The sequence below is a fragment of the Marinovum sedimenti genome (genome assembly GCF_054052205.1).
In genome coordinates this window covers 1,058,902-1,079,192 of sequence record NZ_CM133223.1, presented here as the reverse complement: position 1 = coordinate 1,079,192, position 20,291 = coordinate 1,058,902, and the positions used below count along the sequence as shown (strand labels likewise).

Annotated in this window: 16 protein-coding genes; 11 read left to right on the top strand and 5 right to left on the bottom strand. The window is 63.0% G+C overall.

Annotated features, from left to right (window positions below):
* The first annotated feature begins 4 nt into the window (after positions 1-4).
* From xdhB to guaD, 4 genes are all read left to right on the top strand, one after another.
* Positions 5-2,323 carry a xanthine dehydrogenase molybdopterin binding subunit gene (gene xdhB, locus ACW9UO_RS05175; RefSeq protein WP_457087917.1) on the top strand — a complete coding sequence of 773 codons (2,319 nt, stop codon included), beginning with the start codon at positions 5-7 and terminating at the stop codon, positions 2,321-2,323.
* Positions 2,323-3,171, top strand: a complete 849-nt coding sequence (xdhC, locus tag ACW9UO_RS05170; protein ID WP_457087916.1) for a xanthine dehydrogenase accessory protein XdhC — start codon at positions 2,323-2,325, stop codon at positions 3,169-3,171. Before xdhB ends, xdhC begins: the two co-directional genes overlap by 1 nt.
* Before the next feature lie 61 nt (positions 3,172-3,232).
* Positions 3,233-4,816 carry a permease family protein gene (locus ACW9UO_RS05165; RefSeq protein ID WP_457087915.1) on the top strand — a complete coding sequence of 528 codons (1,584 nt, stop codon included), beginning with the start codon at positions 3,233-3,235 and terminating at the stop codon, positions 4,814-4,816.
* 94 nt (positions 4,817-4,910) lie between these two features.
* Positions 4,911-6,236: a guanine deaminase gene (gene guaD, locus ACW9UO_RS05160; RefSeq protein WP_457087914.1), complete on the top strand. Its 1,326-nt coding sequence runs from the start codon at positions 4,911-4,913 to the stop codon at positions 6,234-6,236.
* A 63-nt stretch (positions 6,237-6,299) separates the two neighbouring features.
* Here guaD and kduD read toward each other — a convergent pair whose 3' ends face one another.
* Entirely contained in the window at positions 6,300-7,046 is a 747-nt protein-coding gene (gene kduD / locus ACW9UO_RS05155) for a 2-dehydro-3-deoxy-D-gluconate 5-dehydrogenase KduD (RefSeq protein WP_457087913.1), read from the bottom strand.
* The gene (gene kduI / locus ACW9UO_RS05150; protein ID WP_457087912.1) at positions 7,043-7,867 is read right to left on the bottom strand and encodes a 5-dehydro-4-deoxy-D-glucuronate isomerase; all 825 of its coding nucleotides are present in this window, start codon (positions 7,865-7,867) and stop codon (positions 7,043-7,045) included. Before kduI ends, kduD begins: the two co-directional genes overlap by 4 nt.
* Positions 7,868-8,038: 171 nt before the next feature.
* Here kduI and ACW9UO_RS05145 point away from each other — a divergent pair, with 171 nt between their 5' ends.
* From ACW9UO_RS05145 to ACW9UO_RS05135, 3 genes are read left to right on the top strand one after another with little or no spacing between them, the layout of a single operon-like run.
* Entirely contained in the window at positions 8,039-8,731 is a 693-nt protein-coding gene (locus ACW9UO_RS05145) for a GntR family transcriptional regulator (protein WP_457087911.1), read from the top strand.
* Between the two features lie 36 nt (positions 8,732-8,767).
* Positions 8,768-8,914: a hypothetical protein gene (locus tag ACW9UO_RS05140; RefSeq protein ID WP_457087910.1), complete on the top strand. Its 147-nt coding sequence runs from the start codon at positions 8,768-8,770 to the stop codon at positions 8,912-8,914.
* A gap of 37 nt (positions 8,915-8,951) precedes the next feature.
* On the top strand, positions 8,952-10,289 hold the full coding sequence (locus ACW9UO_RS05135) for a GH1 family beta-glucosidase (RefSeq protein ID WP_457087909.1): 1,338 nt from the start codon (positions 8,952-8,954) through the stop codon (positions 10,287-10,289).
* A 4-nt stretch (positions 10,290-10,293) separates the two neighbouring features.
* Here the strand turns inward: ACW9UO_RS05135 and ACW9UO_RS05130 are convergent, their stop codons facing one another.
* Complete coding sequence (locus tag ACW9UO_RS05130) at positions 10,294-11,319, bottom strand: AraC family transcriptional regulator (protein ID WP_457087908.1); 1,026 nt, start codon at positions 11,317-11,319, stop codon at positions 10,294-10,296.
* Positions 11,320-11,478: 159 nt separating this feature from the next.
* Between ACW9UO_RS05130 and ACW9UO_RS05125 the strand changes: the two genes are divergently transcribed.
* The 3 genes from ACW9UO_RS05125 to nhaA are packed head-to-tail and all read left to right on the top strand — an operon-like array spanning position 11,479 to position 17,418.
* Positions 11,479-12,537, top strand: a complete 1,059-nt coding sequence (locus ACW9UO_RS05125; protein WP_457087907.1) for an efflux RND transporter periplasmic adaptor subunit — start codon at positions 11,479-11,481, stop codon at positions 12,535-12,537.
* 11 nt (positions 12,538-12,548) lie between these two features.
* Positions 12,549-15,590 carry an efflux RND transporter permease subunit gene (locus ACW9UO_RS05120; RefSeq protein ID WP_457087906.1) on the top strand — a complete coding sequence of 1,014 codons (3,042 nt, stop codon included), beginning with the start codon at positions 12,549-12,551 and terminating at the stop codon, positions 15,588-15,590.
* A gap of 22 nt (positions 15,591-15,612) precedes the next feature.
* Complete coding sequence (gene nhaA, locus ACW9UO_RS05115; protein WP_457087905.1) at positions 15,613-17,418, top strand: Na+/H+ antiporter NhaA; 1,806 nt, start codon at positions 15,613-15,615, stop codon at positions 17,416-17,418.
* A 56-nt stretch (positions 17,419-17,474) separates the two neighbouring features.
* On the opposite strand, the gene ACW9UO_RS05110 is transcribed toward nhaA, so the two are convergent.
* Together ACW9UO_RS05110 and ACW9UO_RS05105 are read right to left on the bottom strand one after the other, a co-directional pair.
* Positions 17,475-18,242, bottom strand: coding sequence for a glutathione S-transferase family protein (locus tag ACW9UO_RS05110; protein WP_457087904.1), 768 nt, complete (start codon positions 18,240-18,242; stop codon positions 17,475-17,477).
* A 64-nt stretch (positions 18,243-18,306) separates the two neighbouring features.
* Positions 18,307-19,059 carry a TSUP family transporter gene (locus ACW9UO_RS05105; RefSeq protein WP_457087903.1) on the bottom strand — a complete coding sequence of 251 codons (753 nt, stop codon included), beginning with the start codon at positions 19,057-19,059 and terminating at the stop codon, positions 18,307-18,309.
* Positions 19,060-19,312: 253 nt separating this feature from the next.
* On the opposite strand from ACW9UO_RS05105, the gene ACW9UO_RS05100 reads away from it, so the two are divergent.
* Positions 19,313-20,239 (top strand): TAXI family TRAP transporter solute-binding subunit, encoded by a 927-nt coding sequence (locus tag ACW9UO_RS05100; RefSeq protein WP_457087902.1) that lies wholly within the window; start codon positions 19,313-19,315, stop codon positions 20,237-20,239.
* Positions 20,240-20,291: the final 52 nt, after the last annotated feature.

The window sequence follows — 20,291 nt, the reverse complement described above, 5'->3', positions numbered from 1 at the left end:
GACCATGAAAGACCAGATCACCATTCAGGGTGCCGTTCACCAAGACCTGCGCCACGACAGCGCCATCAAACACGTCACGGGCCGCGCCGAATATTGCGATGACATTGCCGAGCCGGTGGGCACGCTTCACGCCTATCTCGGGGTGTCGGATGTCGCCCATGCGGTGCTGAAATCCATCGATTTCAGCGCGGTGAAGTCCGCCCCCGGTGTGATTGGCGTGCTCACCGCCGCCGACATTCCCGGCGTCAACGATGTTAGCCCGACCGGCAAACACGACGAGCCGCTGTTTCCCACCGACAAGATCGAATTCCACGGCCAGCCCCTGTTTGCCGTGGTGGCCGAAACCCGCGACGCTGCACGCCGTGCGGCGGCGCTGGCTCGGGTCGAGTGCGAGGTTCTCCCCCATGCACTCGACCCACTTCAGGCGCAGGCGGCCGACTATCCCCATGTCACCGATCCACTAAAGCTGGAACGGGGCGATGTGGACGCAGGCTTTGCCAAAGCACCCAACCGCATCAAAGGCCGCCTCAACGTGGGCGGGCAGGATCACATGTACCTTGAGGGGCATATTTCCTTCGCCATTCCGGGCGAGGATGACGATGTGACGGTGCATTGCTCGACCCAGCACCCGAGCGAGGCACAGCATATGGTGGCGCATGTTTTGGGCGTGCCGTCGAATGCGGTCACGGTGAATGTGCGGCGCATGGGCGGCGGGTTTGGCGGCAAGGAAAGCCAGATGAACCTGTTTGCCTGCGTCGCGGCGCTGGCGGCAAAGAAATGGAACCGCGCCGTCAAAATCCGCCCTGATCGTGATCAGGACATGACCGCCACCGGCAAGCGGCATGATTTCGTCATTGATTACGACGTGGCGTTTGATGATCTCGGTCGTATTCAGGCGGTGAACAGCGAATTTGCCGCCCGCTGCGGCTGGACGTCTGACCTCTCTGGTCCTGTCACCGACCGCGCGCTGTTTCACGCCGACAACGCCTATTTCTATCCGCATGTGAAGCTCACCTCCCGCCCGATGAAGACCAACACCGTCTCCAACACCGCCTTTCGCGGCTTTGGCGGGCCGCAGGGGGTGGTCGCCGCCGAACGGATGATCGAAGAGATTGCCTTCGCGCTCGGCAAAGACCCGCTGGAGGTGCGCAAGGCCAACTTTTACGGTGGTGAGGGCCGTAATCTGACGCCCTATCATCAGGAGGTGACCGACAATATCCTCGACCGGCTGATTGGTGAGTTGGAGGAGAGCGCCGACTACCAAGCCCGTCGCGCGGAGATCATCGAAGCCAACGCAAACAGCCGGTTTATCAAGCGCGGCATCGCGCTGACGCCGGTGAAGTTTGGCATCTCGTTCACCGCCACGCATTACAATCAGGCCGGGTCGCTGATCCACGTCTATTCCGACGGGTCGATCCATCTGAACCACGGCGGCACCGAGATGGGGCAGGGGCTGAATACCAAGGTCGCACAGGTGGTGGCGGATGCGTTCCAAGTCGATTTCGACCGGATCAAGATCACCAAGACCACCACGGAAAAGGTGCCCAACACCTCGGCCACTGCGGCCTCGTCTGGGTCGGACCTTAACGGGATGGCGGCGCTGGACGCTGCCGACCAGATCAAGGCGCGGCTGGTGACTTTCGCGGCAGAAAAATGGGGCGTGGCAGAGGCCGAGGTGGTGTTCCTGCCCGGTCAGGTGAAGGTGGGCGCGGAGCTTATCCCCTTCAACGACTTCATAAAATCCGCCTATATGGCGCGGGTCCACCTCTCGGCGGCGGGGTTCTACAAAACGCCCGACATCCATTGGGACCGCGCCAAAGGGCAGGGCCGCCCGTTCTTTTACTACGCTTATGGCGCCTCCTGTTCCGAGGTCTCGGTCGACACCTTGACCGGCGAATACCGCATCGAGCGCACAGACATTCTGCATGACGTGGGCCGCTCGCTGAACCCGGTGCTCGACAAAGGCCAGGTGGAGGGCGCGTTCATCCAAGGCATGGGCTGGCTCACCACCGAAGAGCTGTGGTGGGACGATGCGGGCCGCCTGCGCACCCACGCGCCTTCGACCTATAAAATCCCGCTGGCGAGCGACCGGCCGCGCATTTTCAACGTCGATCTGGCGGAATGGTCGGTGAACCGCGAACGCACGATCAAACGGTCAAAAGCCGTGGGCGAGCCGCCGTTTATGCTCGGGATTTCGGTGCTTGAGGCGCTGTCGATGGCGGTGGCCTCGGTCGCCGAGTACCGCGAATGCCCGCGCCTTGACACCCCCGCCACGCCCGAGCGCGTTTTGATGGCGGTGGAGCGGTTGCGGGGGGGTGCGTGATGCCGATTACAGACAAACTGCGTGATTTTCTAAGCGCCGATCCGGTGGCACGTATCCGCCTGACGCGGGTGCTGGGGTCCTCGCCGCGTGAGAGTGGGACCGAGATGTATGCCACTGCCGAGGCGCTGTTTGGCACCATTGGCGGCGGACAATTGGAGCATATCGCCATCAACCAAGCCCGCGCGATGCTGGCAGCGGGCGATCTGGCGCAAACGCTGGATGTGCCGCTGGGGCCGGAGATTGGCCAATGCTGTGGCGGGCGGGTCGAGGTCAGCCTGCAACGGATGAGCGCCCACGACCGCGACAGCGCCCTCGACAAAGCGCGCCAAGACGACGCCGCAGAGCCTGCGGTTTACATCATGGGCGCGGGGCATGTGGGCCGGGAGCTGGCCAACCTGTTGCAGCATATGCCGGTGAATTGCGTGCTGGTCGACCAGCGCGAAACGGAACTGGCGCAGTGCCACGCACAAGTCGACAAACGCCTGAGCGCGATCCCGGAATTCGAGATCATGACAGCCGCGCCCGGCAGTGCCTTCATCGTGCTGACCCATGACCACGGGCTGGATTTCCTGCTGGCCTCCGAGGCGCTGGAGCGCGGCGATGCGGCCTATGTCGGGCTGATCGGCAGCGCCACCAAGCGGGCGAAATTTCGCAACTGGTGCCTGAAACATTGCGATGGGCTGACCATCGACCAACTGATCTGTCCCATTGGGGCAGGCGGCAGCCGTGACAAGCGGCCCGCCGTGATCGCCGCCTATGTGGTGGCAGACGTGATCGCGGCACTGACCTCTGAAACTGCCGCAGAGGCCCCGCATTGGGGCAATGCACCGCTGATCGCGGCGCAATAGCACGCGCCCCCGACGCCGATGAGGAGCGGCCCGGGGAACGCTTAAAAAGGAGGAGGTCCCCATGCGGGATGGGAGTTACACATATAAATTGATTTCACGCAGTGATTTCAGTGCGTTCTGGGCGCTGTTCACGGATAATCTTATCAATCTGATGGTGCTGGCGGGGATCTGCCAGTTTGTCTTTCAAATGCCAGCCGAGATCGTTTATGGGCGCATTTTGCCCGGCGCATCGGTGGCCATTGTCGCCGGGATCGCCGTCTATGTCTGGCTGGCGAAACGCGCGGCGGAAAAGACCGGGCGCGACGTGACGGCGCTGCCGTATGGCATTTCGACCCCGGTGATGTTTGTCTATCTGTTCGGTGTGATCGGCCCGATTTACTGGGCCACCAATGATCCGGTTCTGGCCTGGCAGGTCGGCATCGGCGCGGGCTTTATGGGCGGTATCGTCGCCGGTTTGGGCGCTATCGTCGGGCCGTGGCTCAAGCGGGTGACACCGCGCGCGGGCATGTTGGGCACGCTCTGCGGTATCGCGCTGGTGTTCATTGGCGCCGTGCCTTTGGCGACTGTGTTCGAGGATCCGTTCATTGGTTTTGCCTCGATGATCATCATCCTTTGGGGCCTCGTGGGCCGCTTTCGTCTGCCGTACAACATCCCCGCCGGGCTTTTGGCGCTGATCGTTGGCACCGTGGTCGCGCTGGCGATTGGCGAAGCCCGGATCAGCTTTGAGGGTGTCGGGTTCTATCCGCCGCTGCCCTATATCGGTGATCTGATTGCAGGCATTCAGCACCTGTTTGCCAACCCCGAACTGTTCCTCGTGCTGGTGCCGGTGCAGATTTATAACTTCATCGAAACCATGAACAACGTCGAAAGCGCCGAGGCGGCGGGCGACCATTACCCCGTGGCCACCTGTCAGATCACCGATGGCGTTGGCACGATGATCGGCGCGGTCTTTGGCTCGCCGTTCCCGACCACCGCCTATATCGGCCACCCGGCGTATAAACGCATGGGCGCACATGCGGGCTATATCATTGGGGTTGCAGTGGTTATTCCGGTGGCTGCGATCTTTGGACTGCTGGCGTTCCTCAACAATCTGATCCCGGTGGCGGCGGCTGCGCCGGTGCTGGTGTTTGTGGCGCTGTCGCTGATCACCAACACCGCGATGTCGGTCAAACCGGCGCATATGGCGGCTGTGACGATTGCGATGATGCCCCACGTTTCGGCCTTTCTGGTGGTGAAATGGAATTCGCTGATGGGCGCGCTTGGCGCAACCGGGGTCGAGGGCCTGCCACGACTGGGCGACGAGGCGCTGACCGCGGCATTGCTCCAGCAGGGCGCGCATTTTGAGGGCCATCTCGCGCTGAGCCAAGGCGCGATCTTGACCGGGTTGATCTGGGGCGCGATTGTGGCCAGCGTGATTGACGGGCGGTTCAAGAATGCCGGTGGCTTTGCGCTGGCGGCGGCGGTTATGTCGCTGTTTGGGGTGATCCACGGCGCATCGCTGCACTGGCCGGATTTCAATGCGGTTTCAATGGGCTACCTGCTCTCTGCCGCCTTCCTGTTCATCTATCCGCAGTTCCACAAGCAAGAGCATAGGGCCGAAGACGACATGCCCTTTGACACCGGGCAGGGCACGCCTGCCGAATAAGCGGCGCGCTCCCACGCCGCCAAGGTGCGGGCCTTGCACCTCTCTCAGCAAGGCCCGCGCATCCACGAGATTTGACCGGACACAGACGATGCCAATGACACATGACACAACGCTCCTGCGCGGCAGGGTTCTGACCTTTCTCGCCGCGCCAAACGACGAGACCGACACCGCCGCCTATCGCTATATCGAGGATGGCGCGATCCTGATGGCGGATGGCAAAATCACCGCGATGGGCGCCTATGCCGACATCGCCGCGCAGGCCGCTGGCGTGCCGGTGACAGACCATCGCCCCAATCTTTTGCTCCCCGGTTTCATCGACACCCACCTACATTTCCCGCAGGTGCAGGTGATTGCTTCCTGGGGCGCGCAGCTGCTCGATTGGCTCAACGATTACACCTTTCCCGCCGAACTGGCCTTTGCCGACGCCACCCATGCCAGCCGCATGGCAGCCGCGTTTTACGACCAGCTGATCGGCCACGGCACCACCAGCGCGGTGGCGTTTTGCTCGGTGCATCCCACCTCGGCTGAGGCGTTTTTTGCCGAGGCCCAGCGCCGCGATATGCGGATGATTGGCGGCAAGGTGATGATGGACCGCAACGCGCCCGAGGGGCTGACCGACACGCCGCAGCAGGGCTATGACGAGAGCCGCGTGCTGATTGAGCGCTGGCACGGCAAGGGCCGGGGGCTTTATGCAATCACGCCGCGTTTCGCGATCACCTCGACGCCGCAACAGCTTGAAATGGCGGGGGCTTTGGTGGCCGAACACCCCGAGTGTTATGTCCAGACCCACCTGAGCGAAAACCGCGACGAGATCGCCTATACCCGGTCGCTTTACCCCGATGCGCCCGATTACCTTGGCGTTTACGAACACTACGGGCTGCTGCATGACAAGGCGCTGCTTGGCCATTCGATCCACCTTGAACCGCGCGAGATTGACGTGCTGGCGGCCACCGGGGCCAAGCCGGTGTTCTGCCCGACGTCGAATCTGTTTCTGGGGTCGGGGCTGTATGATGATGCCGGGCTGCGGGCGCGCGGGATTTCTGGGGCGATTGCCACCGATGTTGGCGCGGGCACCAGCTATTCGATGCTGCAAACCCTGAACGAGGGCTACAAGATCCTGCAATTGCAGGGGCAGAAATTGCACCCGCTGGCGGCGTTCCACTGGATCACCCGCGGCAATGCCGAGGCGCTGGGATTGGCCGACAAGATCGGCACGCTTGAGCCGGGCACAGAGGCGGATGTGGTGGTGCTGAACCCCGCCGCGACCGAGGCGATGGCGCTGCGGGCCGAAGCGGCGCAGAGCCTGTCGGAGGAGCTGTTCATCCTGCAAATGATGGGCGACGATCGCGCAATTGCCGAGGTTTATGTGGCAGGCAAAGCCAGCAAGACGCGCAAGGCCCGGCTGACCGAAGCCGCCTGAGGAGGAGGGGCACACCCCGCCGCAACACTCGAATGCTGCGGCGGGTTTTGAGCGGTGAAAGCCTTAGCGCGCGAGCCAGCCGCCATCGACGTTGAGCACCGCGCCAGTGACGTATTTCGACGCCGGGGTGCACAGGAACGTCACCGCACCGGCGATGTCTTCGGGGTCGCCCCAGCGGCCTGCGGGGATGCGGCCGAGGATCTCGGCCGAGCGCGCCGGATCTTCGCGCAGGGCGGCGGTGTTGTTGGTGGCGATATAGCCGGGCGCGATGGCGTTGACGTTGATGTTCTTGGCCGACCACTCATTCGCGAACAGCTTGGTCAGCCCGGCCACGCCGTGTTTCGACGCGGTATAGGCGGGCACGCGAATGCCGCCCTGAAAGCTCAGCAGCGAGGCGATGTTGACGATCCGCCCCGGCGCACCGCGCGCGATGGCGGCCTTGGCAAAAGCCTGACACATCAGGAACACCGCCTTGAGGTTCACATCCATCACATCGTCCCAATCGGCCTCGGAATACTCGACCGAATCCGCCCGGCGAATGATGCCCGCGTTGTTGACAAGGATGTCGAGATCTCCGGCCTCTGCCAGCCGCGCCGCACCGGCAACCGGGTCAGCCAGATCGATCGTGAACGCCTCGCCTGTGCCGCCCGCTGCGGTGATCTTTTCAACCGTTTCGGAACAGCTACGACGGCCCGCCGCCAGCACATGCGCGCCCGCCTCGGCCAGCCCGACGGCAATCGCCTGACCGATGCCGGTGTTTGCGCCCGTCACCAGCGCGCGTTGGCCCTCAAGCCGGAATGTGCCGCTCATCGCAAAGTCTCCATCGCAACCATGTCCATATCGGTGAAATCGATGTTGTCGCCCGCCATCGCCCAGCAGAAGGTATAAGACGAGGTGCCCGCGCCGCAGTGGATCGACCAGGGCGGCGAAATCACCACCTCTTCGTTGGCCATCACAAGGTGGCGGGTTTCGTCGGGGGCGCCCATAAAGTGGAACACACGCTGATCGGCGGGGATGTCGAAGTAAAGATAGGCCTCCATCCGGCGATCATGCAGGTGGGCGGGCATGGTGTTCCAGACCGAGCCTTCGGCGAACTGGGTGTAGCCCATAACCAATTGATTGCTTTCGCAAACCTCGGGGTGGATGAACTGGATGATCACCCGTTCATTGGCGGTTTCGCGCGCGCCCATTTCCACCCGGCGGGCATCTTCCTTGCGGATGTGTTTGGTCGGGCAGGCGCGGTGCGCCGGGGCCGACAGGATATAGAACCGCCCGGAGGTGAAGGTCACCGGACCGGCCCCCATGCCGATATACAGCACCTCGCCGTGGCCCATTTTATAGCTGTCGCCGCCCACCTCGACCACGCAATCCTCGGCCAGGCTCAGCAGCCCCATTTCGCGCCGTTCCAGCACGGTGGCGGTGCCGGTTTCGGGCACATGGTCCAGCGTCAGCGGCGCGCCATCCACCACGGCAGAGCCGATCAGCAGACGGTCGTAATGCGAATAGACCAGCTGGATTTCACCGGCTTGGAACAGGTCGCCGACATGGAAATGCGCGCGCAATCCTGCGGTGTCGAGCGTTTTGGCCGTGGCGGGATCAATCGCATAACGGGTCTGGGCATGTGTGGTCATCGGCTGTCCTTGCGGGCTGTTGCTGGGGTCATGCGCCGGGGGTGCAGGCGCAGGCATTCGAACTGATACGCTAATATGCTAGATTGTCAGTTGAGTCAATTCAGAGAGTGAAGTAGCGTGGCGGGCATCCTTGGGCGTGCGGCGACCGGGGGCCATAACGCGGGACGCCAGATGAACGAGAATACCATCGCCAGAATTGAATTGCCCAGCGTTTCAGCGACGGATCAGGTGTTTCAGGCGCTGTATGACGGGGTGGTGTCGCTGAAGCTTGCGCCGGGGGTCAAGGTCTCGGAGAGTGAGGTGGCCAAGCAATTGGACGTCTCGCGCCAGCCGGTGCGCGATGCGTTTTTTCGGCTGTCCAAGCTGGGATTCCTGTCGATCCGCCCGCAGCGCGCCACGCTGATTTCGCGGATTTCCGAGCAGGCAGTGCTTGAGGCGGTGTTCACCCGCACCGCGCTTGAGGTCGAGTGTCTGCGGCGGGTGGTGCAGGCCGAGGCGGCGAACCGGCGCGCCCTGCACGATAACCTTGCCGCCCAGCGCGCCGCCTTGGACAAGGGCGACCGCAGCGAATTTCACGCGCTTGACGAGGTGTTTCACGAGAGTCTGTGCCAGATCGCCGGGCATGCACACGTCTGGGGGCTGATCCGCGAGCATAAGGCGCATATGGATCGCATCCGATTTCTCACCCTGTCCGAAGAGCGGCGCAGCCATGTTCTAAGCGAGCATGAGGGTTTGGTCGCGGCGATTGACGCGGGCGACGGGGCACTGGCAGAGGCGCGTTTGCGCAGCCATCTCAATGGCATCCGCACCGTCCTTCCCGAGATCCGCAGGCGCTATCCGGACTACTTTGATCCGCCGTTATAAGCTTTGATGCGGGGGGCTTGTGTCGGGCGTTGAGGCATGGGCCATCCGGTGTATCATGCCAGCCTGCCGTCGGCGGGCCATGCTAGGGTGTGCGAAAAACGCGGGTTGCGGCTGACCGGTTTTCTGGCCGAAGATCCAGAGTGCAACAGTCACAGCGTCATGATGGCGCGCAAGGAAAGCTGATCGCGGGGGCGACCCTATGGCAGCAGGACAGGACCCTATGACCGACACCCTCACATTCTCGCGCAGCGACTTTCCGGCTGATTTCGTCTTTGGCGCCGCCACCGCCGCCTATCAGATTGAAGGCTCTCGTTTTGGCGGGGCCGGGTCGTGCCACTGGGATACCTTTGCCGCCACGCCGGGCAATGTGGTCGGGGCCGAGGACGGCGCAACCGCTTGCGATCACTACAATCGTTGGGAGACGGACCTCGATCTGATGCAGGCCGCGGGCTTTGACGCTTACCGGTTTTCCACCTCATGGCCGCGCATCTTGCCTGAGGGGCGGGGGGCGGTGAATGCCGAGGGGCTCGACTTTTACGACCGGCTGGTGGACGGCGTGTTGGCGCGCGGAATGCAGCCCTACCTCACGCTGTATCACTGGGATATGCCATCGCCGCTGGCCTTGCAGGGCGGCTGGGCAAACCGTGATGTGGCGGGCTGGTTCACCGATTATGCCGAGGTGGTGCAGAGCCGGATCGGCGATCGGGTCGCCTCGATTGCCACGATAAACGAGCCGTGGTGCGTGGCCTGGCTGTCGCATTTCATCGGCGCCCATGCCCCCGGCCTGCGCGACATTCGCGCCGCCGCCCATGCGATGCACAACGTCCTGCGCGCCCATGGCACGGCGGTCGAGGCGTTGCGCGCCGGTGGGGCCAGCGACCTGGGCATCGTGTTGAATTTTGAAACCGCGACACCGGCGAGTGACAGCGCCGCAGACACCGCCGCCGCCGCCCGTGGCGATGCGATCTATAACCGCTGGTTCATCGAGGCGCTGGCCGGGCAGGGCTATCCCGCCGAGGCGCTGGAGGGGCTGGCCCCGCATATGCCCGCCGGGTGGGAGAACGACATGGCCACCATCGCCGCGCCGCTCGATTGGCTGGGGGTGAACTATTATACCCGCGCGACCTATGCCGCCGATCCGGGCGCGGCCTGGCCGGCGTATCGCACTGTCGAAGGCCCGCTGCCCAAGACCGATATGGGCTGGGAAATCCGCCCCGAGGGCCTGCATGAATTCCTGCTGCGGCTGGCGCAGGGGCCTGCCAAGGGCCTGCCGATTTATGTCACCGAAAACGGCATGGCGGGGGCGGATACGGTGCAGGGCGGCGCGGTGCAGGACCCGGTGCGCATCGGCTATATCGACGGGCATTACAAGGCGGCGCTGCGGGCGATTGAGGACGGCGTTGATCTGCGCGGTTACTTCTATTGGTCGCTGCTCGACAATTTCGAATGGGCCTTTGGCTATGACAAACGCTTTGGTCTGGTGCATGTCGATTACGATAGCCAGTTGCGCACGCCCAAAGCCTCGTATCACGCGCTCGCCGCCGCTTTGGCGCGATAACCAGCTACCCCGCCGCGGCCTGCTGCGCCGATTTGCGCAGCGCGCCGGGCGGCATGCCAAACCATTTGCGACAGGCGCGCGACAGGGCGGACTGCTCGGGAAAGCCAAGAAGGGCCGCGAGCTGGTCAAGCGACACATCGGTCTCTGTCAGATGTTTGAGCGCGAGGTCGCGGCGGATCGAGTCCTTGATGTCTTGAAAGCTGGTGTTCTCGGCGCTCAGATGCCGGTGCAGCGTGCGCGGCTGCATCGCAAGGATACGCGCGATGTCTTCGCGGTTGGCCTGCGGCGTGCCGATCAGCGGGCGCAGCGCGGCGCGCACCCGGTCTGAGGCGCTGCGGGCAGGCACCGGAAAGTTCTGCGTCAGATGGGTTTCGATCAACCGGTGGATTTGCGGATTGCTGTTGGGCACCGGCGTGTTCCAGCCGCGCGCATCGATATGCAGTGCCGCCGTTGGCTGGTTTTCGTGGATCGGCACGCCGAAGAATTGCCGATGTCGGCGGGGGGCTGCGCCAATCGCGTGCGGCAGCGACACCGCCTTGACCAAGCCGCCCAAAGGGTCGCGCATTCTGCCGATCTGAAAGCTCATGCCGACCAAAAGCTCGATGGGCTGGCGTTGCACCGCGCGCGGCACGTCGGCAATCTCAAGCGCCATGGCCACCGTGCCCGGCACCACCGACCCCTGCAAATCCACCCGCACCCGCAACGCGGTGCCTTGCAAAAAGATGAACCGGCTGACGATTTGCGAGGCCTCGGCAGGGGTGCCCGCGTTCTGGATTGCGATGCCAAGCATGCCCAGAACGGCGGCGTCCTGACGCTGGGCGATGCGCAGCCCAAGGTCGGGGCAGCGCGCCGCTTGGCTGCTGGCGTCAAGCAGGCCACAGACCGCATTCATCGGCAAAAGCGCGTCATCGTCGGCCATCTGCTGGCGGTTGATGCCGTATTTGGCCAGCAATCCGGCAGGCGAAACGCCAAGCTCCTGCATCACCTCGCAATAGCCTTTGAGGGCGGCGGCCCGGATCAGGTGGGTCATGTCCGCAAATGACAAGATTTTGTCCTAAAATGTCAAGACATCGCGGCGCGCACTTCATAAATCTGCGCCTCGGGTCGGCCTATGGCCGGTCATGAGGCCCCAAAGGGGCGCGCGCAGTAGCAGGAGTGGCGGCAGGTGACAGGGTTTCGAAACGGAGTGATGGCAGGCATGCTTGCCTTGGTGGCGGCACTGCCGAGCGTAGGGATGGCCCAGACCACAGAGGCGGACGCAACACGCCAATCCCCCCGCGTGCCCTTTGTCAAACTCGAGACCGCAACGCCGCAAGGGGGCGGGCTGAACCGGGTGTTCTTTGGCCATGTGGTGGCGCGCGAAACCGTCGATCTGGCGTTTCAGGTCACGGGTCAGATCCTCGAATTTCCGGTCGACGAGGGCGCGATGGTGCCCAAAGGCGCGCTGGTGGCCAAGCTCGACCAAGAGCCGTTTGAGCTCGCGCTGGATGAGTCGCGCGCACGCAACCGGCAGGCGGTGCGCACGCTCGAACGCTATCAACAACTGGCCGGAAGCGCCGTCAGCCAGACCACGGTGCAGGATGCGCAGACCGATGTAGAGCTGACCGGCATCGCCCTGCGCAATGCCGAACGCGCGCTTGACGAGGCCACGTTGCACGCGCCGTTTGATGCGCTGGTGGCATCGCGGCTGGTGCCGAATTATGCGTCCACCGGGGCGGGAACGCCGGTGGTGCGCTTGCATGATATGTCTGACCTCAGGATTGAAATCGACGTGCCGGAAACCCTGTTTCAACAGGCGGGCAAAGACCCCAACGTCAAGGTCTACGCCGAGTTCCCCACCGGCGACACGCGCTATCCCCTTGAATTGCGGGAATATAACGCCGAGACCGCCACCGTCGGCCAGACCTATTCGATCACGCTGGGCATGACCCCGCCCAAGGATCTGACGGTGCTGCCCGGCTCTTCGGCCAAGGTCACGGCTTCGCTCAGCGCAGGCACAGCGCGGATCGAGATCCCGGCCTCGGCGGTGCTGACTGGCAATGACGGCGCGACTTTTGTGATGATCTTCACCCCGACCGGGGCCGATCAGGGCACCGTCGCGCGCAGCCCGGTGACGCTCGCCGCCACCGAAAATGGCCGTGTTGCGGTGCGCGCGGGGCTTGAGGCGGGGCAGGAGTTTGTCGCTGTCGGCGCCTCATCCTTGCGTGACGGAGCCGAGGTCCGCCGCTTCACCGGCTTTGCGAACTGAAGGCCCGGATCATGGACATTGCACGTTTCTCGATCAACCGCCCGATCTATACCTGGATCGTGATCCTGACCTGCCTTCTGGGCGGCATCTGGGGCTTTTCCTCGCTTGGGCGGCTCGAAGACCCGGCGTTTACCATCAAAGTGGCGATTGTCGTCACGCAATACCCCGGTGCCACCGCCGAAGAAGTGGCGAGCGAAGTCTCGGAACCGATTGAATCCGCGATCCAAAAGATGGGCGAGGTCAAGCGGATCGAAACCATGAACCAGCCCGGCTTGTCGTGGATGACGGTTGAGATGCAAGACCAATACGACGGCACCGAACTGCCCGCAATCTGGAGCAAATTGCGCAACCGGGTGGGTGAGGCGGCGCTGCCCAGTGGCGCGACCGTGCCCTTCGTCAATGACAGTTTCGGCGATGTCTTTGGGCTGTATTACGCTGTCACCGCCCCCGGCTTTTCCGACCGTGAAATCAACGATCTGGCGGATTTTCTGCGCCGCGAGGTTCTGTCGGTCGACGGGGTGGCCGATGCGGTGATCTCGGGGCAGCCAAACGAGCGCATCTTTGTCGAGCCGGATCTGGCGCTGACCACATCGCTGGGCATTTCGCCTGCCGTGATGCAGGGCGCGCTGGCGAGTGCCGATGAGGTGGTCGATGGCGGCGCGCTCCAAGGGGCCGCAGGCCGCACACTGGTGCAACGGCCCGATGGGTCGGACAGTGTGTCAGCGATTGCGGCGCTGTCGGTGGGCGTGGGCGGGCAGGTGATCAACCTCGCCGATTTCGCCGAAGTGACGCGCGGACGCGAGGCCAATCCGAACCTGATCCTGCGCCACAACGGCGTTGAGGCCTTTAGCCTTGGCGTGGCGGGGCTAGGCACCGAAAACATTGTCGAGGTCGGCAAGGCGGTCGATGTCAAACTGGCCGAGCTGGACGCGGTTATCCCGCTGGGCGTGACGATTTCCCCGATTTATCAACAGCATGTGGTGGTGGAAGAGGCGTCGAACGCCTTTCTCGTCAACCTTGCGATGTCGGTCAGCATCGTGATCGTTGTGCTCGCGGTTTTCATGGGCTGGCGCGCCTCTGTCGTGGTGGGCGTGACGCTGCTTTTGACGGTGGTTGGCACGGTGTTTTTCATGGCGCTGGGCTCGATTGAGATGGAGCGGATTTCGCTTGGCGCGTTGATCATTGCGATGGGAATGTTGGTCGACAACGCCATTGTGGTGGCCGAGGGCATGCAGATCAACATGCAGCGCGGCCAAAATTCGCGCTCGGCCGCGACCGAGGCGGCAAGCAAGACGCAGATCCCGCTGCTGGGGGCGACGGTGATTGGCATCATGGCCTTTGCGGGCATCGGCCTCAGCCCGGATGCGACCGGCGAATTCCTGTTCTCGCTGTTTGCGGTGATTGCGATTTCGCTGCTGCTGTCCTGGGTGCTGGCGCTCACGGTCACGCCGCTGCTGGGGCACTACTTTTTCCGCCAAGGGGCCGAGGGCGGTGCGGACGGCTATGACGGCTGGCTGTTTCGTGGCTATGCCGGGGTTCTGCGCTGGAGCCTGCGGCTGCGGTGGCTGGTGCTGGTGGCGCTGATCGCGACGACGGTGGTGTGCTTTGCGCTGTTTGGCCAGATCAAGCAGCAGTTCTTTCCCGACAGCAATACGCCGCTGTATTTCGTCAACTACAAGCTGCCCCAAGGCGCGGCGATCCACCAGACCTCTGCCGATATGCAGGTGCTTGAGGATTGGCTGGTCGCGCGCGACGATGTGGTTGCGGTGACGTCCTATTCCGGCATGGGCGCCTCGCGCTTTATGCTGACCTATGACAGCGAAGACCCCAATCCGAGCTATGGCCACCTGATCGTGCGCGTCACCGGCCTTGACGTGATCGAAGACGAGATGAGCGCGCTTGAAGACTTTGCGTTTGAGGCGGTGCCGCAGGGCGAGTTCCGCGCCAAGCGGCTGGCCTTTGGGCCCGGCGGCGGTGCGCCGATTGAGGTGCGGTTTTCGGGGCGTGACCCCGAGGTGCTGCGCGATCTGTCGGATGAGGCGATGGCGCGTCTGCGCGCGGCGTCGGACAACATCATTTCGCCCCGGCTGGACTGGCGCGAAAAAGAGCTGGTGCTGCGGCCGATCTATGCCGCGGACCGGGCGCAGGAGGCGGGGATTTCGCGCTCTGAGATCACCGAGATCTTGCAATTTGCCACCGAAGGCAGCGTGGCTGGGATGTTTCGCGAAGGCGACCGGCAAATCCCCATCGTGTTGCGCACGGCGCCGGATGCGGGCCTGTCGTTGATCGACCACACCATCTATTCCAACAGCGGCAACAGCCTTGTGCCGATGGCGCAGGTCACCGATGGCTTTCGGTTCGAGCCGCAGGATACGCTGGTGTATCGCCGCGACCGGGCCAATGTGATCACCGTCGGGGCGGATATTCCGCGCGGCACCACCGCGACCGAGGTGATGGCCGAGGTGCAGGCCACCATCGAGGCGATGGAGATCCCCGAAGGGTACAGCATGGAGTGGGGCGGCGAATACGAAAGTTCGCGTGATGCGCAGACCTCGCTTGCCGGGCAATTGCCGTTCAGCCTTATCATCATGGTGTTGATTTCGGTGTTGTTATTCAATGCCTTGCGCCAGCCGATCATCATCTGGCTTTTGGTGCCGATGTCGGTCAACGGGGTCAGCCTTGCGCTGTTGGGGGCCGGGTTGCCGTTTACCTTTACCGCGCTGTTGGGGCTGTTGTCGCTGTCGGGGATGCTGATCAAGAACGGCATCGTGCTGGTCGAAGAGATCGACCTGACCCGCGAGGCCGCGCCCGAAATGCCGTTGGAAGAGGCGATCATCACCGCCTCAACCTCGCGCCTAAGGCCAGTGTTTCTGGCGGCGGCGACAACGATCCTTGGGATGTTGCCGCTGTTGTCGGACGCCTTCTTTCAGTCGATGGCGGCGACAATCATGGGCGGGTTGGCCTTTGCCTCGGTGCTGACGTTGATTGCGGCGCCGGTTCTGTACTACCTCTTCTTCAAGCGCTCGGTCTCGCGGGCACAGGCTGCGGCCTGAAGACAAGAATAAGGAAAATCCCATGTCCGGCACGCTTTACCCTCCGCTTGATCCTGCGCAGGACATCATCCTTGCCAACCCGACGGGGCGCATCCAGACGGTGTATTTCGTCGATTACGCCGATCGGCAGATGCGCCGGGTGCGCGATATCCTGAGCCGGTCAGCGGCGCAGCCCGGTGCGCGTGACGCCTGTGTTGCGCTGCGGTTTGTGCCCTCGGAATACCCCGGCGATGCCACCGATATCGCTGCCCGCGCGGCGGTGGCGGCGCATTGGCAGGACAAGCTTGGAGCGATGCACGACGCGCTGTTTGCCCTCACCGACACGATCACCGATCAAGCGGTGCAGGGCATTGCCGACGAGATCGGCCTCGACCGCGGCGCCTTTGACGCCGATCTGACGTCCGCGCGCACCGAGGCGGTTTTGGCGCGTCACAGCGAGTCTTATGCGCAGTCTGGCATCGTGCAAACTCCGGCGATGTATATCGACGGGCGCGCCTATGACGGCGCTTGGGACGAGACCAGTATCCTTGAGGCGATCACCCGCCCGCTTGGGGTGCGGATGCATCTGGCCAGCCAGGATTTCTTTCACTGGGCGGCCTCGGCGGGGCTGGTTCTTGTGCTGGCAACGATTGCCGCGCTGGTGCTGGTCAACGTCGGGTTTTCCGAGTGGTATGACCACCTTATCCACCAATATGCGGGCCTCAGTTTTGGCGATTGGTCGCTCAAGCTCAGCCTGTCGCATTGGGTCAATGACGGGCTGATGGCGCTGTTCTTTCTGCTGGTCGGGATCGAGATCAAGCGCGAGATCGTCAATGGCGAACTCAGCTCTTTTGACAAGGCGATCCTGCCGGTGCTCGGCGCTTTGGGCGGTATGATCGTACCGGCGCTGCTCTACGTGGCGCTGAACTACAACAGCCCCGAAACGGTGCATGGCTGGGGCATTCCGATGGCCACCGACATCGCCTTTACCCTCGGTATTCTGGCGCTTTTGGGCAGCCGGGTGCCGACCTCGCTCAAGGTATTTGTCTCGGCGCTGGCGATTGCCGATGACCTTGGCGCGATTGTGGTGATCGCGCTGTTTTACGGCCACGGCTTCCAGTTTGACGCCTTCCTGTTCGCCCTCGCGGTGATCGCGGTGATGGGCGTGCTGAACCTGTCGCGGGTTTATGCGCGCACGCCTTACATGATCCTTGGCGTGATCCTGTGGTATTTCGTGCTGCAAAGCGGGCTGCATGCAACGCTGGCCGGGGTGCTGACCGCTGCGCTGATCCCGTCGCGGCCAAGCGCCAATATCGAAGGCGTGGCGCTGCATGCGCGTGACGTGATCACCCGCGAGATTGGCAAGGGCGAGATGGGCGCGCAGGCGATGGCGCGGCTGTCGGCGGCGGTTGACCGGCTGCGCGAACCCGGCTTTCACCTGCAACACCGGCTTGAGGCCTGGTCGAATTTCTTGATCCTGCCGCTGTTTGCCTTTTTCAACACCGGCATCTTGCTGGCGGGCGGGCTTAACCTTGTCGCGCCCGAGGTGCTGGGCGTGATCGTTGGGCTGTTCATCGGCAAACCGCTGGGCATCTGCCTGTTCGTTTGGCTGGGCGTGCGCACCGGCTGGGCACGGCTGTCCGATGAGGTCAGCTGGCGTCAGGTGTTTGGCGCATCGACGCTGTGCGGGGTGGGGTTCACCATGTCGATCTTCATCGCCTCCGCGGCCTTTAGCGAACCGGCATTGGGCGGGGTCAAACTGGCGATCCTGATCGCGTCGTTCCTGTCGGCGGTGCTGGGGTCTCTGATCCTGTTGTCGGCCAAACCGGGCAAAAGCGCACCGGCCTGAAGGGGCGCAAAAGTCTGGGCGCACCCGAACGCGGGTGCGCCTGTCGTGACGTCGGCCTAGGCCGGAACAGCCTCGCGGTAGAGGCCGCCGATGGGCAGGAATTCCGACAGCCGCGACTTGGTGTAAAACGCCTCGGCATAGGCCGGACGGCTGCTAAGGCGTTGAAACCAATCGGTGACGCGGGGCGCGTGATCCTGCCACATCGGCGCAAATCCCAGGTCATCAAGCCGGTCCATCAGCGGCGCGGCGATCAGATCGGCCAGCCCAATATCAGCGCCCGACAGCCACGGCTGATCGGCCAGCGCCGTGTCCATCCGGGCAATGGCGGCGGCCAGTTGCTCCATCGCGTTGTCGACTTCGGTTTTGTCAAAACCCTTGCGGCCCATCTTTTCATAGAAATGCTTGCGCAGGGGGCGGATGTCGGCCTGTTCCTTTTGAAACGCCGCGTCATCCAGCCCGTCATAGCGCGGCAGAAACGCCATGTTGAACGAGGGCACCCGCACGGCGGCGGTCGGCACCTCATCAAGATAGCGGATCCAGCCTCGCACGCGGGCACGGTCAACCGGATCCACGGGCAGAAGCGGCACCTCGGGGAACACCTCATCAAGGTATTCGCAGATCACCCCGGAATCGAGCACCGCCCGGCCATCATGCACCAGCGTCGGCACCACGCCATTGGGGTTAAGCGCAAGGTATTCGGACGTAAGATGCTCATTGGTGGCAAGGTTCACGAGGCGGCTTTCATAGGCCAGCCCCTTTTCAGCAAGGGTAAGCCGCACCTTCTGGCTGCAGGTCGAGTGATTGGCATGGTAAAGTGTGAGCATCGTGGCCTCGTCATCTGTGGGGTGGATTATATCGATATTTTTAGGGGGCGGTTTTGGGCATTGGTTAAGACCCGGTCAGGCTGTTCAGCCCGCTGGCGATGGGCAGGATGGCGGTGACGGCAAGCACGACACGCACCACCCGCGAAAAGGTTTGCGACTGCATCCGCGCGCCGATGATCCCGCCAAGGTACAGCCCGGCAAAGGCCATCGGCAGCACCAGGACCGAGATCCACACCGCCTCTTTTTCGAACAACCCAAGCGCAGCCAGCACCGGGGCCTGCATCAGCGAGAACACGGTGAACATCGAGCCGGCGGCAAAGACAAAAGCCGGTCGCGCGAGGTTTAGGGAGTGCAGATACGGCGGCCCGACAAGCCCCGAAAGCCCGGTCGATCCATGCACCACTCCGGCCAGAAACCCGAACAGCGGCGCGCGCTCGGGGCGGGCAGGGTGGCCGCCGCTTGCAGGGCGTAACTGGCTGGCAAGATAAAGCAAAACCATGCTGCCAAGGGCAATTTCGATATAGGCATCATTCACCTGTGACAGCGCCACGCCGCCCAGGCACAACCCGACCGCGCCGCAGATCAGAAACACCGGCAGGAAGGCAATGCCGCGATGGGCGCGAAAGCTCCAGAGTTGGGCAATATTGGTGGCGACCGTCGGCAGAATCGCCACCGACAGCGCCACTGGCAGGGAATGCGTGACCGTCATCACCGGGATCGCAAGGATCGGCAGGCCGAACCCCAACGCGCCTTTCAGCACCCCGCCAATCAGGTAGGCGACCATCGCAATCACCAGCGTGAGAAGCTCGGCAGACATGTCCATCTCGGGTGCTCTGTCCTGACTGTGGGTGGCACGAAACCGGAACGCAAGGATTACCGGAGCCGCAACCACCAAGGGGCAATTAACTTAACCGCATCATAGGCACGCATTCCCGCCGCGCAAGAAAAAATCGATAAAATGTTGCTAAGTGATAAAATGACGGTATTCTTGCGGAGCTTGGACGGCGTCTTTTGGGATGACAGGTGCCGCCGGGATGAATTTTAACGGGAGGTCCATAATGAACTCGATCATGAAATTTACCGCCGCATCCGTGCTGGCCCTGGGCGCATCACTGACGCCGCAAGCGGGCATCGCGGATCAGGAGCTGCGGATCGGGACGGCGAGCCTTGGCGGCGCGTTTTATCCGATGGGACAGGCACTTAGCAACTCGATCAACGATTACGCCGACGGCTATTCGATGGTTCCGGTTGTCACCGGCGGCGGCGCGGAAAACCCCCGGCTGGTGGATGCGGGCGAGGTGGACATTGCCATCGCCCCGGCCAGCCTTGCGTTTTTTGCCCATGCCGGGCGCGGGCCTTACGCCGACCCGCTCGACATTCGCGCGATTGGCACCCTGCATTCGAGCATTCTGCACATGGTCACGCTGCCCGGTTCCGGGATCGAGGGCATCGAAGACCTTGCCGGGCGACGTGTGGCCGTGGGGCCAGCGGGGGGCGGAACGATCAATATTATCAGAGACTTGCTTTCGCTGTACGATGTGGCGCTGGAGGACATCACTCCCAGCTTTCTGTCGTATTCCGATGGGTTCAGCCAGCTGACCGATGGCAATGTCGATGCGGCCTTTGCCCTCGCTGGCTTTCCAACCTCGGCGGTATTGCAGGCGGGGGCGTCCAACGAATTGGCCTTTATCGAGTTGAACGACGACAAGATGGCCGAGCTGCTTGAAACCTATCCGTATTATTCACAAACCACGGTCGGCGCGGATGTCTATGGCACCGAGGCCGATTTCAACGTCATCGCCTCGGCCAATATGCTGATCGCGCGGGCGGATATGGACGATGAACTGGCTTTTACGCTGGCGGACGCTATCTACAGCAATATGACAACGCTGATTGCCGAAAACGCGCTGGCGGCGAAGATCGTGCCGGAAGATTCGGTCAAGCTGCCAATCCCGCTGCACCCCGGTGCCGCACGCTATTTTGAGAGCCGGAAATAAGTAATCACCACTCACGACGAACAAAAAGGCCGCCGGTGCATCCTCGCATCGG